The organism is Flagellimonas sp. HMM57 (assembly GCF_021390175.1).
Lineage (GTDB): Bacteria > Bacteroidota > Bacteroidia > Flavobacteriales > Flavobacteriaceae > Flagellimonas.
Genome location: NZ_CP090004.1, coordinates 2,281,257 through 2,298,361, shown reverse-complemented (window position 1 = coordinate 2,298,361; position 17,105 = coordinate 2,281,257). Strand labels below are relative to the sequence as shown.

The window sequence follows — 17,105 nt, the reverse complement described above, 5'->3', positions numbered from 1 at the left end:
TTACGTTTATTTGAACGCCAATACCTTCTTTTCAGTGTATTAGACGACTAAATTAACGTAACTTTCTTGCACCGTCGCCAATTCGGTCGCAAATATAATGTCCCTTCTCGCAATGCACAACCAATTCATCCTGAATAAATTGAATAACTTTTTCTTTCACCGATTCAGGATACAACAGATGTACATTGGCGCCTGCATCCAACGTGAAGCATAACGGCACTTTTGTTGATGCCCTATAACTCCATATTTTATTGATAATTTCCAAAGTTTCGGGTTTCATAAGGATAAAATAAGGCATGCTTGTCATCATCATTGCATGTAGGGTAAGTGCTTCGCTTTCAACAATTTTTATGAAATTGTCCAAGTCCCCATTTTCAAAAATAGTTTTCAGTTTATCCAAATTTTGATGGGCTTGGGCAAAACGTCTTTCAGCATATGGATGGTCGTGCATTAAATTATGTCCAACAGAACTACTTACCTGTTTTTGGCCCTTGTGCACCAATAAAATGGTATCATGAAAATTCTTAAAAACAGTGGCTATTTTAAAGGGATACCGTACTCCGTACAAATCGGAACTTTCCTCGATAGCGGCATATTTGCCCCATTGAATTAAATCCCCTTCGATACTTCTACCTGCACTTCCCGAACCTAAACGTGCCAAAAAGGAGGCTTTTTTCCTGAAGAAATCATCGCTCATGCTACTATCCAGCTTTTTTTCAATATCCATAAGACAAAGCGATAGGGCAGCCATTCCACTTGCAGAGGAAGCTATTCCGCTACTATGGGGAAAGGAATTTGATGTTTCAATTATGAAGTGATACGATTTTAAGAAAGGAAGATACTTTTCTATGCGTTCAAAAAAAGTCTGAATCTTCGGCTTAAAATCTTCTTTGGGTTTTCCTTCAAAAATTAAATCAAACGAAAATTGCGGACTATCACCTTCCTTTTTGGTATATGAAACCGAGGTCGTCGTTGCACAGGCATCGAGCGTAAAGCTAATGGATGGATTAGCAGGAATCTGATTGGCCTTTTTTCCCCAATATTTGACCAAAGCAATATTACTGGGCGCTTTCCATGTAACTTTTCCCTCTGAAGGTAAATCAGCATAACTTTTGGACAGAAAGTCTTTTTCGGTCATTGAAAAATATTTAAGGCAAATATAAGGTGCTGGTCAGGATACGAGAAATAGGTATAAATAAATTCTTATTTTAGAGGGAATTGCACTTACCATGAAGAAAAAAGCTGTTTACATTTCAATTTCGGTTATCATTTGTCTGCTTATTGGTTTTTTATCCAGTTTTGCTACACAAAGTTCGGTTAATGATTGGTACTTAACCTTGAGCAAACCCAGTTTCAATCCGCCTAATTGGCTATTTGCTCCTGTTTGGACCTTACTTTATATTATGATGGGGGTTTCGGCGGGAATCGTTTGGTCCAAAGGGTTTCATCATATTTGGGTAAAAACGGCCCTGTATCATTTTGGGTTTCAATTGCTCTTTAATGCCTTGTGGAGCATTGTTTTTTTTGGGCTTCAAAGTCCCTTTTGGGCACTCTTGGTCATTCTTACTTTATTAACATTGATTATCCTGACGATGAAATGGTTTAGCGTGGTAAGTAAAACAGCCGCAATTCTATTGGCCCCTTATCTGCTGTGGGTGAGTTTTGCAACGCTCTTGAATTATAAAATCTGGGAGTTGAATTGACTTTATGCCATTCACTCTTCCACCATTGCGATCAATTTTTGCATTGTCTTCAAATTACGGGTCGTAGCTTCAACCTTGAGTTTACGTTCGATTAGGTTGTTGTTCAATTTTGCATTGCCATACCCTTTTTTACAACACAGATAAACGCATGTGTCGGTAATATGAAAGTCCTCATTCACGAATTGTTCGACCTTGAATTTCTCTTTCAAAATTTTTTCGGGCGGGTGTTTAAGCAAGACAAAGTATAATCTATTCTCTTCTGATTGATCATTGAATGGATTGGCATCCAAAATTTGCGCTAACACTTCTCCGGTGGCTACCAAAGTTGGTAAACTAAATCCAAAATCGTTCAAAATAATTTCGTGAATAGTCTTTTCAAGTTGTTTAGCATCGCACACTTCACTTTCAAAAACAACATTTCCACTCTGTATATACGTTGTTACTTTATGAAGACCGTAATTTTCTAGCGATTGTTTTAAATCGGCCATTCTAATTTTCTTTTGACCACTTACATTAATTCCCCTAAGAAGTGCTACATAGGTTTTCATAGGCTATAATTTTTCTTGAATAAAATTACTCCGATTTATTTTAGTAAATTCAGACGCATTAAATTAACACAATGAATCAGTATATTCTCGCCTTAGATCAAGGTACCACAAGTTCCCGAGCTGTAGTTTTCGATAAAAAAGGAACTATAATATCCGTTTCCCAAAAAGAGTTCACCCAAATTTTCCCCAAGCCAGGATGGGTAGAACACGATGCAGATGAAATTTGGGCCACACAAGCAGGGATGGCAGCCGAAGCTGTAAGCAAAAAAGGATTAAAAGGAGAACAAATTGCTGCGATAGGGATTACCAATCAACGTGAAACTGTTGTGGTATGGGACAGAAATACAGGCAAACCCATATACAATGCCATAGTTTGGCAAGACAAAAGAACTGCGGATTATTGTGATGAGCTTAAAAGTCAGGGTAAGTCCGAAATGATTCGGGAAAAGACAGGATTGGTCATTGATTCTTATTTCTCGGGCACCAAAGTAAAATGGATTCTGGACAATGTGGAAGGTGCTCGTGAAAAAGCGGAATCTGGTGATTTGGTACTCGGCACCATAGATACTTGGTTAATTTGGAAAATGACGGAGGGGAAAATGCACATTACCGATGTTACCAATGCATCCAGGTCCTTGCTCTTCAACATAAATACCATGGAATGGGACAATGAACTTTTGGAACTTTTTACCATCCCCAAAAGTATGCTCCCCGAAGTAAGACAATCCAGCGAGGTATACGGAAATACAAGTCCAAATTTTTTCGCTGCTAAAATTCCAATAGCAGGTATTGCCGGTGACCAACAGGCAGCATTGTTCGGGCAAATGTGCACCAAGCAGGGAATGGTGAAAAATACGTATGGCACAGGTTGTTTTATGCTTATGAATATTGGTGAAAAGCCCATTGTTTCTAAAAACAACCTTCTGACTACAGTGGCATGGAAAATAAATGGAAAAACGCATTACGCACTTGAAGGAAGTATTTTTATTGCCGGAGCGGTCGTGCAATGGCTTCGTGATAGTTTAAAAATCATAAAGAATTCTTCTGATGTTGAACAACTTGCAGGTTCTGTGGATAGCTCAGAAGGTGTTTATTTTGTGCCAGCCTTTGCTGGATTGGGTGCCCCGCATTGGAATCAACATGCCCAAGGAACCATTTTTGGACTAACCCGTGGAAGTACCGATGCACATATTGCCAGAGCCGCTTTAGAATCCATTGCCTACCAGACCATGGATATTTTGAAAGCCATGGAAGCAGATTCTGGAATTTCGATAAAAGAGCTTAGGGTCGATGGCGGTGCCACTGTAAACGATTTGTTGATGCAATTCCAGGCAGATGTTTTGAACACCGTAACTATTCGACCAAAAATAGTAGAGACTACAGTGATGGGGGCGGCTTATTTGGCCGGACTTGCTGTTGGGTATTGGGAAAGCCAGGAAGAAATTCAGGATATTTGGCAAACCGATGTCCATTTTAAACCATCCAATGAAAGAGCGTATATAGATGCTGGAATTAAAGGATGGTACAGGGCCATTGAAGCTTTGGAACACTGGACAAAAAATCAGTAAACTATTGGCAGTTGACAAACAAAACTATTTACCCATAAAACTTTAACAAACCTACAATGACTCCTTTTATCGCTGAAATTATGGGAACGTTCCTCCTCATTCTTTTGGGATGCGGTGTAAACGCAAACGTATCATTAAAAAAAACCTATGGAAGTGACTCAGGTTGGATAGTGATTACAACAGGATGGGCTTTTGCCGTCTACACAGGTGTAGTCGTCGCCGGGCCGTACAGCGGCGCACATCTCAATCCTGCCGTTACTATTGGTCTAGCAATAGCAGGAGAGTTCTCTATTTATGATGTTCCCAATTATATTTTGGCTCAATTTATAGGGGCTATGCTAGGTGCTTTCTTTGTGTGGCTTATGAATAAGGACCATTTTGATGCTACGGAAGATGGAAATAGCAAAAGAGGTGTTTTTTGTAATTCCCCTGCCATTCCCAACGTATTTTTAAATATTTTGACTGAAATTCTGGGCACTTTTGTCCTGGTCTTTGCGGTGCTCTATTTTACCGATGCCGTTTCTATGAAGGACAATACGATAATTGGTTTGGGGTCTTTAGGTGCATTGCCCGTTGCTATTATTGTGTGGGGAATAGGTTTATGTTTGGGCGGAACGACCGGTTATGCCATAAATCCAGCTAGGGATTTAGGACCCCGAATTATTCATGCGCTGGTTCCCATTAAGAATAAAGGTTCCAACGGTTGGCGCTATTCTTGGATTCCCGTAGTGGGGCCTATTTTGGGAGCTACCCTTGCCGCAGGCATCGCTATGGTTCTTCAATAATTATTCGGAAGAGATTGCTTGTGCAGCTATGTAAGCACCCGTCCAAGCGTTCTGAAAATTGAAGCCACCCGTTATTGCATCCACATTTATTATTTCTCCAGCAAAGTAAAGGTTTGGGTGTATTTTGCTTTCAAAAGTCTTGAAATTAATTTCTTTTAGATCTACGCCTCCAGCGGTTACAAACTCCTCTTTAAAGGTACTTTTCCCTTCAACCCTAAACGAACATTGCGTAAGCTGTTGTGCTAAATTTTGGAGTTTTTCTTTTGTAACATCCGCCCATTTTAAGTCTTTTTCGATACCGGCAGCCTTTACCAAACTTGCCCATAACCTTCTGGGCAAATCCACTACCTGCGTTCTCAAGATAGTTTTCTTTGTTTCTACCTTTTTTACTTCTTTAAGGAGCATCTCCATAGACTCTGTTGAATACTCGGGAGTCCAATTAACATTTATCCTAAAATTATATTTATAATCATGCAATATGTTTGCCCCCCATGCCGAAAGCTTCAAAATAGCAGGGCCACTCAACCCCCAATGTGTTATCAATACGGGACCTTCGGATTGTAGAACCGGTTCTTCTCTTGAAACACTCTTTAGTTTGACATCTACTTTGGATGAAAAAATCTTCTTTGGCAAAACTTCAACAGTGGCAAAAGTACTTACACCTTGAATTCCCTTTATCCGCTCATCCTTGATATTGAATGTAAACAGCGAGGGAACTGGCGGGACTATCTTATGTCCTAAGGATTCCAATAAAGTCCACATTTTAGGATTACTTCCTGTAGTTAGGACCAGTTTTTTGCAGTTGTAGTGCTTGTTCATAGTGGTTACTTGCCACCCATCTTCGTTACTGGTTTTCTTAAAATGTTTAACGGCACTATTCTTTAAAACCTGTATTCCCAGACGTTCCGTTTCCGAAAGCAGGCAGTCAATAATGGATCGCGAGGAATTGCTTTGTGGAAAAACCCGTCCATCGGACTCTATTTTTAAAGGTACTCCCCTTTCCTCAAAGAATGCCATCACATTTATGGGTGCATAGGTATGAAAGGGACCCAAAAGTTCTTTTCTGCCCCTGGGATAGTTGTTTACCAATTCATGGGCCGAGAATTCACCATGGGTTACATTGCAACGACCGCCACCTGAGACCTTGACTTTTGAAAGTACATTCTTTCCTCTTTCAAAGATGGCAATTTTAAGCTTTGGTGACTGCTCTGCAATATGGATGGCCGTGTAAAATCCTGCTGCGCCACCACCAACGATTATGACATCGAACATTAATGTACCCGTTCTGGAAAATTGGTGATAATGCCATCTACTCCAAACGCTTTCATTCTTTGGATATCGTCAGGTTCATTGACCGTCCATGTGTAGATTTTAAACCCCTCATCCTTAATTTTCCCCGTATTCTCTTCGGTCAATGTTGTGTAATCAGGGTTTATAGCGACAGCATTTAATTCTTTGGCTACTGAAATTGCATCCATTGGGTCTTCTTCAGTCAACACGGCAATCTTTATGTTTTTATTGATTTTTCGCATTTCTCTCAACTCGTCCCAATTAAAGCTGGAGATAACGAAATTGTCCAAAATCCACCCTTTTCCTTCAATATAGTTTTCTATTATAAAGTTTACCCTTTCAGAAGTATTGGCTCCTTTAAGTTCTATGTTCATTGCTACTTTATTATCAATTAGTTTGAGAACATCTTGTAGCATTGGAATTTTATGATTTCCGTCAAGGGTAAGTTTTTTTAAATCATAGATGTTGTATTCTTCGATGTTGCCACCACTGTTGGAAAGGCGTTCCACGCGTTCATCATGAAAGACCACTATTTCCCCGCTCGATATCTTGAACACATCGATTTCTATCATATCCACACCCAAATCCAAGGCTTTCTGGACCGAAGCCAACGTATTTTCGGTCTCATGTCCCATAGCTCCCCTGTGGCCGATGACCAATGGTTTTTTTTCCATCATACTACAACTATTGAGTAAAAAAGCAGCTGCTAAAGCTAATGGTAAGTTTTTCTTCATCTTGGTTATTTTATACCTCTAAAAATACAACTTGAAAGTGAATTGGAACAGTAAAACAATTAATTGCAAGCCCTTATAAGGTAAGATAATGAAAATGGCTCAGCAAAGTCTCCCTCACACCAATATTATCTAGCTTCTGACCAACAAAAAACCAAGTTGGAACAAGCAACTTTTATTGGGCAACACTTAAAATAATCGATTCCAAAGGTTGAAGCTCAATAGCCACGACCCCAATCCCATCTTTTACATTGAGTTCTATGTTCTTCTTTCCATAGAGTTCTTCCACTAAACTATGCCCACCCTCCGACAAATTCCATTTAGAAATTATGTCTTGAGGTAGTTTTAAATCAAAGGTGTAGCTTTTATCAGAATCAAAATTTGAAACAATTACCAATTTTTCATTTTCAGACCATCTCACATACGAGAGCACTCTATGGTCATAATTTTCGGTATTATCTTTATTGTAAAAGTGTATTTCTTGATAGCGCCCCATCAAAGCTTCACTGTTGATGGTAAAGTTTAAAAGACGTTTGTAAAAATCCCGAAGGGTTTTCTCTTCTTCTGAAAGCTGCCCGCCATCAAACTTCTTATTGTTCATCCATCTTTGGTGGTGCGGAACTCCAATATAATCAAATATGGAAGTACGCGTAGGTTTACCAAAACCTGCATCTTCTGCTCCTGGCTCTCCCACCTCTTGTCCAAAATAAATCATGGTCGGAGAAGTACTCAAGGTCGCGGAAACCACCATTGCCGGTTTTGCTATTTCTGCCCTGCCCACAAAATCTGGACTTGCAATACGTTGTTCGTCGTGGTTTTCCAGAAAGTGTAGCATATGGTGCTCTATGTCAGCCATGCCTTTTTGCACAACGGGAATATGATCGGTCCAACCATAGCCTTTCATAATATGCTTGATGCTATCGTACAACTCCACTTTATCGTAGAGATAATCCATTTTTCCTTTATGGATGTAGTCCCTATAAAGTTGTGGATTATATACCTCCGCCAGTAAAAAAGCATCTGGATTCTTGGTTTTGATATTGGAATTCAAATAACTCCAAAACTCTACGGGCACCATTTCGGCCATATCAAAACGGAAACCATCTACGCCAAGGTCGAGCCAATACAGTGTGATATCCTTGAACTTATCCCATGAATCTGGAACAGTCTTATCTTTCCAGAACTCCAAATGTGCTTTATAATCTTTGTTGCTGAAGTCTTCTGAAAGCTCGTCAAAATCCTTAGTACCATCTGGTCTTACCCCATAATTTACTTTGACCGTCTCATACCAATCGTTAAAGTGGGGTTGTGCCAGTCGTGATCCGTTACCAGTCCATTTAGCAGGTCGCTCCTTGAACGCTCCATCAGCAAGTTTATTTTGGCTTCCTCCAAGTGGAAGGTATCCATCTTGCCATTGGGGCACGGTAAACGATAAATCGGGGATGTAATAAAAGTTGTTATTGATATGGTATTCCAAAGAGGTATCGTCATTGGAACCAAAATCCGAAACTCCTTCAGGGTTGGTCAAGCCCTCATAATTTCTGGCGACATGGTTGGGAACAATATCAATGAGTACTTTCATTCCAACTTTATGTGTCCGCTCGATCAGTGCTTCAAACTCTTCCAATCTTTTTGAAGGGTCGATTGCCAAATCTGGGTTTACATTATAGTAATCCTTGACAGCATATGGAGAGCCTGCACGTCCTTTTACCACATCGGGGTCGTCGTTGGAGATACCGTAATCCGTGTAGTCATTTATTACAGCATGATGGGGAACGCCCGTATACCAAATATGTGTTACGCCAAGGTCTTTGATTTCCTTTAGTGCTTCTTCGGTAAAATCGGCAAACTTCCCTATTCCATTTTCTTCAATGGTACCCCAAGGATTGTTAGTGGTATTGGTATTACCAAAAAGTCGTGTAAAAACCTGATAAACTACAGCCTTTTTCTTCATTTTTTTCTCAACTGTTTTCTTTTCTGTTTTCTGTTCACACGAATGAATCGACACTAAGACCATAAGTATGGGTAAGTAGAGGTATCGCTTCATGCTTCAACTACTTTTCCCGGAATTAATGTCAATGGTGTATTGTTCACTTGAATTGCAAGTTCTTTTTCTCCGGTGATTTCAAAACTAGCGCCTTGTTTTGAAACCGATATCGTAATAATCTGATTTCTAAAATTAATCTTGAACGCATAAGAAGTCCACTGCTCTGGTATTTGAGGTGTAAAATGAAGCTGGTCTTTAATTATCCGCATTCCCCCAAAGCCTTCCACAATGCTCATCCATGTACCGGCCATGGATGTAATGTGCAATCCTTCCTCTACTTCCTTATTGTAATCATCCAGGTCCAATCTTGACGTCCTTAAATAAAAGGTATAGGCCTGTTCCATTCTTCCCAAGGTTGCTGCTTGAATACTATGTACACAGGGAGACAATGAGGATTCGTGTACCGTAAAGGGTTCATAGAAATCAAAATGCTTTTCCAATTGATTTTTGCTGAAATGGTCTTCAAAAAAATAGAAGCCTTGCAAAACATCGGCCTGTTTTATATAGGGGGAACGCAATATTCTGTCCCAACTCCACTTTTGGTTAATGGGTCTTTGTGATCTATCCAAATCCTGAACCTTCACCAATTCTTTGTCCAAAAATCCGTCTTGTTGTAAAAACACCTCATGTTTCCCTGAATAAGGAAAATAAACATTGTTGGCCACTTTGCTCCAAGCTTCGGTTTCGGATGTCGTTAAACTGGTTTTGTTCCATATTCTGTCATAATCCTTTGGATATTTGGATTCAACCACCTCAAGTTGCTCCAAAGCATAGTCTATACACCATTTAGCCAAGTAGTTGGTGTACCAGTTATTGTTGACATTGTTTTCGTATTCATTAGGGCCAGTAACTCCCAACATTACATACTGCTGCTTATCTTCAGAAAAATTAAAGCGTTGGTGCCAGAACCTTGCAATTCCTATTAAGACCTCCAATCCCATTTTTGGAATATAGCTATAGTCTCCCGTAAATCTGTGGTAATTAAAAATTGCAAATGAGATAGCTCCATTTCTATGGATTTCTTCAAAGGTAATCTCCCATTCGTTATGACATTCTTCACCGTTCATTGTTACCATGGGATATAGTGCGGCCCCATTGGTAAAACCAAGTTTTTGAGCATTCTCTATGGCTTTTTCCAGATGATTATAACGATATTCCAATAAACTCCAAGCTACTTCTTGGCCCTTGGTTGCCATATAAAATGGAACACAATAGGCTTCGGTATCCCAATACGTACTGCCCCCATACTTCTCTCCCGTAAATCCTTTTGGACCTATATTCAATCGCGAATCCCTTCCTAAATAGGTCTGGTTCAATTGAAAAATGTTAAAACGTATGCCCTGTTGTGCTTTTACATCGCCTTCAATTTCAATATCGCTCATCTCCCAAATCTTTGCCCAAGCTTCTTTTTGCTTTTGAAGTAATTCATCAAACCCAATGGAAGTCGCTTTGTCCAAAACATCGTTTGCAACATTGACAAGTTCCGATGCATCGTGATTCCGAGAAACTGTGTAACCACCGAATTTTACCAAAGCAATTTTTTCTCCTTTTGAAACATGTTGTTCAAACCCAAGACCAACAAAAGAATCTGTTTTCCTGTCTAATTTGGACTCCGATATTGTGGTACCATTATAAACTACATGCGCTTCCATAAAAGTACATGTAGCGAAATTGGTTTTCATCGTATGTGCTTCTATATAAGCTCGGTTTTGTTGGTAATCAACTTTCGTCGTGTCCCAGAACTTATCGTCCCAATTGCTATCTTCATTTGTAATACCGCTGTCCAAATAGGGCGTAAAGGTTACTTTAGCATCAGCATTCAGCAATTCTATTTCCATCTTTATAGCACCTACTTCATCAATATCTAAACTCAAAAAACGTGTAACAGTTATGGAAGCCTCAATATCGTTGGATAAGGTTGCCCTAAAATTTCGACAGTACCACCCTTCTTTCATGTTCAGTTTCCTTTTAAAACCGGAAACTTCTTTACAGGTATTCAAATCCAGCGGAACATCATCAATTTGTACGTTTATACCAATCCAGTTTGGTGCATTCAACACTTTTGCAAAATACTCCGGATAGCCGTTTTTCCACCAGCCCACTCTGGTTTTATCAGGATAGTAGACCCCTGCAATGTAGCTCCCCTGAAAGGTATCTCCGGAATACTGTTCTTCAAAATTGGCCCGCTGCCCCATAGCACCGTTGCCAAGACTGAACAAACTTTCTGAAGATTTTACTTGTTCTTTGTCAAAACCTTCTTCTATTATGGACCAAGGGTCCGCTTTTATATAATCTTGATTCATTGCTGTAAACTAAAATGTAGGTAGTTAAATGCATGCCTTGGAATAAGACATTGCAAAATTAATTAATTGTGGAATCCCTGACCACTAATGTAGGTTCTAAAATTTTGGTTTGAAATGATTCTTCTTCAACCTCACTTTCAATTTTATCGATTAACATTTGGGCAGATGTTTCTCCCATTTTTTCACCATGTTGTGCCACAGCGGTTAAACTGGGGTTGGCATATTTGGACAAGAGTCCATCTGTAAATCCTATAAATGCAACATCGTTAGGAATATGGAGGCCTTTTTTCTGAATTAGCTTCATACTATAAACGGTGAAAATCTCATTAACGCACAATACAGCATCCATGCTGTTGGAATCGAAGAAATCAATAATGCTTTTTTCATCTATTTCCATTGATGAAAGCTTAAGGATTAGGGATTCGTCGACAGGAAGATTATTTTCCATAAGCGCTTTTCTATAGCCTTCGGTCCGAGCTTTGCTTACGCTTAAGTAATCATCCGTGGTAATCAATGCTATTTTTTGCCTTCCTTGTTCTATAAGCTTTTTCGTTGCCATATAGGCCCCTAATTGATCATCTATGATTACTTTATCACAATCAATTTCGTTGGTAATACGGTCGAACAATACAACGGGTATGCCTTGTTCCGTTACTTCTTTTAAGTGGTTGAAATCTCCTTTTTGTTGTGTCTCAGAAGATAGGGACATGATAAAGCCATCGATACTCCCATTCGCCAACATCTCCATATTTATGACTTCTTTGTCGAAAGATTCCTCAGAAAGGCAAACAATGACATTGTAACCTTTTGCATTCGCATATTTTTCAATACCTCTGATTACAGTAGTAAAAAAATGGTGGACGATGTCCGGTATCACCACCCCTATATTTTTAGTTCTTTTGTTCTTAAGGCTAATGGCAATATTGTTCGGTTTGTAATTGTAAAGTTTGGCAAAAGCCTGAATTTTTTCTTTCGTATCTCTGCTTATCTCTTCACTGTTCTTTAAAGCCTTTGACACAGTAGAAATAGAAACTTCAAGTTCCTTTGCGATATCTTTTAGCGTAATCTTAGTTTTCAAAAAAAAGAGATTTGTATTTGTTAGTTAAGGTTTTCAAATTACTCAATAAAGCAGCGTAACTTAATCAATTGATTTTTTTTAACAAAAACTAATGTGAATACTTACAAAAATTTCTTGAAATGTGTTAACATGATGTAAAAAATAAAAATAGTATATTAGCAACAACGGTATAGATTTGATTATTTTTATGTCTTTACATTATGATTTACATAAATTAACTCTTTTAGTTTTGTGAACCTTTCATTTTTTCAAAGTTATTAACACGAAACCGTTTTCGTAATAGGTGACACACTCCTTAAATTTAGATTAACATTTTTTTTATATATGTTTAACACTTGAATTGAAATTAACTAAACTTAAAATTAATTATTTATGAAGATTACGCTACTTAAAAGTTTTTTGTTATTGGGAGCATTTATTTGTTTCGGAGTAACGAAAGCTCAGACAGTATCAGGTACTGTTTCGGACGCAAGTGGTCCTTTGCCGGGAGCCAGCGTTGTTGTCAAGGGAACAACAAATGGTACTCAAACTGATTTTGACGGTAACTATACTTTAAATGATGTTGCTGCTGATGCAGTTATCGTTTTCAGTTATATTGGTTTCTCCTCTCAAGAGGTTTCTGTAAGTGGACAAACAACTATTAATGTTGTTTTACAGGAAGATGCAAGCGAATTGGACGAAGTCGTTGTTGTTGGTTATGGTACTCAAACAAGGAGGACAGCAGTTGGTGCTATTGAGAGTGTCAAATCTGAAGAGTTCAACAAAGGTGTAATAGTAAATCCACAGCAATTAATTCAAGGTAAAACAGCAGGGGTGCAAATATCAGCTACCACAGGTGAACCTGGTGCAGCAGTAAATGTTAGAATACGGGGTACCGCTTCTGTACGTTCAAATAACAATCCATTATATGTTGTTGACGGTGTTCCATTGAATGGTGGAAATACTTCGGGAGTATCAGGTGGAGGAAACACGGACATTGGTACATCCGCTGCTCTTGACCCATTAAGTTTCCTAAATCCTAATGATATTGCAAGTATAGATATATTAAAGGATGCTTCGGCAACTGCAATATACGGTTCTAGGGGAGCTAACGGCGTAGTTTTAATAACTACTAAAGGAGGTACTCCAGGGAAAAGTACACTGGAATTTTCGACAACACTTTCGGTCGGTTATGTTCCAAATCAATTAGATTTATTATCGGTAGATCAATTTTTACAGGCTCAAACTGATCTTGGTGGAAACGCTGCAGACTTCGATTTTGGTGCTAGAAATTCTTGGCAAGATGAAATTTATAGAACTTCATTTACACAAAACTATAATCTTTCCTATGGCGGTGGTAATGAAAATGGAAATTATAGGTTATCATTTGGCTACCAAGATCAAGAAGGGGAGGTAGAAGATAGTTATTTTGATAGATTGACGGCTAGATTTAATGCATCACAACGCTTTTTTGATGATAAGTTACGATTAACAACCCAAGCGACTATATCAAACATAGAAGCACAAAGACCTTCTATTTCTGATAATCCAAATGCTAGAGGTGATTTATTGGCTACTACTTGGGCTTTTAATCCTACTCAACCCATTCGTTTGGAAAATGGAAGTTTTAATCAACCAACCTTTGAAACTAGGAATCCATTGGCCGTACTTGGGCTTTCAAGAAATATCTCAAGTACGTTGAGGGCACTGATCAATGTAGGAGCAGAATATAGATTCACAGATAATCTAAAACTGAATACCAACATAGGCTTAGATAAATCGACATCATCTGCAAACTCGGCCATTTCATCTTTGTTTAATTCCGAGCAAACTTCAGGAATAGGAAAGGCTACCTTTTTTGAGGTTGATTTAACAAACACTACATGGGAATCTTATTTAAATTATAATAAGGAAATTGGGGAGGGCGATGTATTAGACATTACTCTGGGACATTCCTATCAAGAATTTGTTGCTGAAAATATATCAATAGAAGCCGCAAATTTTAGAACAGCAGATTTGTTTCAAATGGTAAACAACTTGGCTTCTGCCACTACTTTTTCTAATCAAACTTCTTTGAACAGAGATGAGTTACAATCGTTCTTTCTCAGAACAAATTATTCTATCAATAGCAAGTACAATTTCTCAGGTACATTGAGAATAGACGGATCTTCAAGGTTCGGTGGTAATAATAAGTACGGAACATTTGGAGCTGTGGGTGCTGCATGGACACTTTCTGAAGAGGATTGGTTTCCAGAGTTTTTTGACAGGTTTAAACTTAGGGCCGCATGGGGCGTAACCGGAAACCAAGAGGGTCTTGGTTCAAACAATTTTACCCGCCGCGAAAGATTCAATGTGGGAAATCTTGACCCAACTCCTCCAGCAACCGGAGGTATAGACAACGGTGGGGTTTTCAACCCAGGGGGAACCCTATTTCCTGCCTTTGAAAATCCAGATTTAAGATGGGAAGAAAACGAACAATTGAATATTGGTGTTGATTTCGCATTTTTGGATAGCAGGATTAGTGGTTCTGTGGAATATTACAGCAGAATTACTTCAGGATTCCTTTTACAGACTCAGAGTGCCCAGCCAGCAGTTCAACCCTTTGTTTTCGAAAACGTAGATGGGGAAATCAAGAATTCAGGAGTCGAATTGAACTTGAATGCCCTTATAGTGGAAAATGAAGACTTTTCTTGGGACCTAAATTTCAATGTTGGTTATAATGATAATGTAATTCAGAATTTCAATGGACAGCCGATTCAGACAGGTGCCATTAACGGGCCAGGCCTAACAGGTGCTTTTGCCCAACAACTAGAGAACGGCCAACCTCTATTTAGTTTTTATTTGAATGACTGGAGGGGATTAACTCCTGTAGCTGATCCAAACAATATACAACCAACAGAAGGTGTAAACTTATTTTTGGATGCTAATGGCGAGGAATCGACTATAGGAACTCCCAGATTTGTTGGTGAGAGCGCTTTACCAGATGTAACTTTGGGTTTTACCCAAAACTTCAGCTACAAAAACTGGGATATGAGCATCTTCTTTAACGGTCAATTTGGTCAATCCATTTATAGCAATAATAGAAATGCTTTTTTTGCTATAGGTAATTTGGCACAGGGAAGAAACGTTACGACTGATATTCTTCCATTCGTTGGGGCCGAAAACCCTCTGAACATTGCAGAAGTTTCGTCTAGATTTTTAGAAGATGGCTCATTTTTACGATTACAAAATGTAACTGTCGGACATAACTTTCCGTTAGCTGAAACCAGTCTGTTTAGTAGCCTGCGTGTTTTTGCAAGTGCTCAAAATCTTTTTGTCTTAACTGATTACAGTGGACAAGATCCTGAAGTTTCAGTAGACAGAAATCTGAATAATGTTCCTTCGTTAGGCATTGACTTGACAGCATTTCCTAGACCAACAACTATATCTTTAGGCTTTAATGCAAGTTTCTAATAAAAAAATTAAAATGATGAGAAAAAAAATGTTTAAAAAAAGATTGATCCAATCAATTGGAATAGTGGTACTATTTCTTGTTGGACAATCATGTACCGATTTAGAGGTTCCGTTACAAGATTCCGTTTCAGCATCAACTGAAGATGGTAGTTTTGGAGGTGTTGTCAGCACGGTAAATTCACTAGAGGCCCTATACAACAACATAGAAAATCTAAATGCCCAAAACAATGAATATGCACTTATGGAAGTTACTGCGGACAATATAGCAGTACTCACCAGGGGAGCGGACTGGGGAGATAATGGTGTATGGAGGCAACTTCACAACCATTCATGGAATGCTACCCAGCTATATGTATTAAATTCTTGGAATAATAGAAATTCCCAGGTTTTGGCGGCCACACAGCTTTTAGATCCCGCTTCTGGTGCCGATGCGTCAATAACTGCACAAGCACAAGTAATTAGAGCTATAAATATGTTTATGGTTTTAAATTTTTTCGGTCAAGTACCCTTTAGGGGAGTAAATGAAGGTGTAGACGTTGATCCAACTGTACTTAGTGCACAAGAAGCTTTTGATTTCATTCTAGAAGACTTAAATACCGCAATCTCAAGTGGTAATCTGCATACCGATGGACCAGATGGAGACATATTCAACATTGGTGAGGCCACTGCTCGTTTTCTAAGGGCAAAAGTTAATTTAAATTCAATGAGTATATTGGGTTCAGCTCCTGCAGGAGCAATGGATGCGGTTATAGATGATGTTGATGCCATAGAACTTTTAGGGTTTACCTTAGATGATAGTGATGGCCCAAATGGATATTTTGATATTTGGGATTTATCTGCTGCCGCGGGTAATGACGAGGTTATTATGGCATTGGACGTAGGAACAGGACAAAGGGTTTTCAATATGATTCACCCCAACCAAACCGGATGGAACGGTTTTGTTACGCTTACCGAAACCTTTAGGTTGCATGGAACAAGTGATGTTAATGATGATGCCAGATTAGGTTTAGCTGGCCCTGATTTCAATGGGCTATCGACAGGTTATCTTCGAGGGCAGCAATTAAATGGCAGTGGAGAACCTCTTCAAGACAGACAAGGAACATCGTTGGTTTACGAGGACGAACTCTTGACAAGTCTTGAAATCAATAACGAAAGAAATGGTATTAGAATCGTGAAGTATCCTCAAAGAGGAGCTGATGGTTTTCCTGACCCCACTAATAATTTCGTTTGGTTACGTTTTGCCGAGGCCTTACTCATGAGAGCGGAAGCAGGATTGAGAGGTGGCGAAGGTGCAGATCCATTGGCCGATGTAAACCTGATTAGAGAGAGAGCCGGTGTAGCTACGTTGGGTTCTATTACCCTAGAGGAATTGAAGGATGAGATTACCAAAGAATTAAATTCAGAAGCCAATATAGCTGGTAATAGGGCTGTACAAATTCGTTTCGGCACCTTTGCTGATACTTGGGAAATGAAAACCGTACAGGATGAATTTAGAAATTTGTTCCCCATACCAGCAACTGCATTAGGATCAAACCCAAATTTAGTACAAAACGAAGGTTACTAAATCAATACAGTTTAAGTTTATCAATAAAAGAGGGCAATGCATTGCCCTCTTTTTTA

At 39.0% G+C, this 17,105-nt stretch carries 12 protein-coding genes; 5 read left to right on the top strand and 7 right to left on the bottom strand.

Annotated elements, in window-relative coordinates; translation table 11 throughout:
* Positions 1–52 precede the first annotated feature (52 nt).
* Positions 53–1,138 carry a diphosphomevalonate/mevalonate 3,5-bisphosphate decarboxylase family protein gene (locus LV716_RS10175; RefSeq protein ID WP_163417632.1) on the bottom strand — a complete coding sequence of 362 codons (1,086 nt, stop codon included), beginning with the start codon at positions 1,136–1,138 and terminating at the stop codon, positions 53–55.
* A gap of 91 nt (positions 1,139–1,229) precedes the next feature.
* Between LV716_RS10175 and LV716_RS10170 the strand changes: the two genes are divergently transcribed.
* Complete coding sequence (locus tag LV716_RS10170) at positions 1,230–1,703, top strand: TspO/MBR family protein (protein ID WP_163417631.1); 474 nt, start codon at positions 1,230–1,232, stop codon at positions 1,701–1,703.
* An 11-nt stretch (positions 1,704–1,714) separates the two neighbouring features.
* Here the strand turns inward: LV716_RS10170 and LV716_RS10165 are convergent, their stop codons facing one another.
* Positions 1,715–2,251, bottom strand: a complete 537-nt coding sequence (locus LV716_RS10165) for a DUF1697 domain-containing protein (protein ID WP_163417630.1) — start codon at positions 2,249–2,251, stop codon at positions 1,715–1,717.
* Positions 2,252–2,322: 71 nt separating this feature from the next.
* Between LV716_RS10165 and glpK the strand changes: the two genes are divergently transcribed.
* Together glpK and LV716_RS10155 are read left to right on the top strand one after the other, a co-directional pair.
* Positions 2,323–3,819, top strand: a complete 1,497-nt coding sequence (gene glpK, locus LV716_RS10160; RefSeq protein ID WP_163417629.1) for a glycerol kinase GlpK — start codon at positions 2,323–2,325, stop codon at positions 3,817–3,819.
* A gap of 56 nt (positions 3,820–3,875) precedes the next feature.
* On the top strand, positions 3,876–4,604 hold the full coding sequence (locus LV716_RS10155) for an MIP/aquaporin family protein (RefSeq protein WP_163417628.1): 729 nt from the start codon (positions 3,876–3,878) through the stop codon (positions 4,602–4,604).
* On the opposite strand, the gene LV716_RS10150 is transcribed toward LV716_RS10155, so the two are convergent.
* From LV716_RS10150 to LV716_RS10130, 5 genes are all read right to left on the bottom strand, one after another.
* Positions 4,605–5,876, bottom strand: a complete 1,272-nt coding sequence (locus tag LV716_RS10150; protein ID WP_163417627.1) for an NAD(P)/FAD-dependent oxidoreductase — start codon at positions 5,874–5,876, stop codon at positions 4,605–4,607. It lies immediately after the preceding gene.
* Positions 5,876–6,628 (bottom strand): glycerophosphodiester phosphodiesterase family protein, encoded by a 753-nt coding sequence (locus LV716_RS10145; protein WP_233759102.1) that lies wholly within the window; start codon positions 6,626–6,628, stop codon positions 5,876–5,878. The genes LV716_RS10150 and LV716_RS10145 overlap by 1 nt, the downstream gene beginning before the upstream one ends.
* Before the next feature lie 172 nt (positions 6,629–6,800).
* Entirely contained in the window at positions 6,801–8,672 is a 1,872-nt protein-coding gene (locus LV716_RS10140) for an alpha-amylase family glycosyl hydrolase (protein WP_163417626.1), read from the bottom strand.
* Positions 8,669–10,975 carry a glycoside hydrolase family 65 protein gene (locus tag LV716_RS10135; protein ID WP_163417625.1) on the bottom strand — a complete coding sequence of 769 codons (2,307 nt, stop codon included), beginning with the start codon at positions 10,973–10,975 and terminating at the stop codon, positions 8,669–8,671. The genes LV716_RS10140 and LV716_RS10135 overlap by 4 nt, the downstream gene beginning before the upstream one ends.
* 58 nt (positions 10,976–11,033) lie before the next feature.
* Positions 11,034–12,053, bottom strand: a complete 1,020-nt coding sequence (locus LV716_RS10130; RefSeq protein ID WP_163417624.1) for a LacI family DNA-binding transcriptional regulator — start codon at positions 12,051–12,053, stop codon at positions 11,034–11,036.
* Between the two features lie 372 nt (positions 12,054–12,425).
* Between LV716_RS10130 and LV716_RS10125 the strand changes: the two genes are divergently transcribed.
* Both LV716_RS10125 and LV716_RS10120 read left to right on the top strand, forming a co-directional pair.
* Positions 12,426–15,485, top strand: a complete 3,060-nt coding sequence (locus LV716_RS10125; protein WP_163417623.1) for a TonB-dependent receptor — start codon at positions 12,426–12,428, stop codon at positions 15,483–15,485.
* Positions 15,486–15,498: 13 nt separating this feature from the next.
* Complete coding sequence (locus LV716_RS10120; RefSeq protein ID WP_163417622.1) at positions 15,499–17,049, top strand: RagB/SusD family nutrient uptake outer membrane protein; 1,551 nt, start codon at positions 15,499–15,501, stop codon at positions 17,047–17,049.
* The last annotated feature ends 56 nt before the right edge of the window (positions 17,050–17,105 follow it).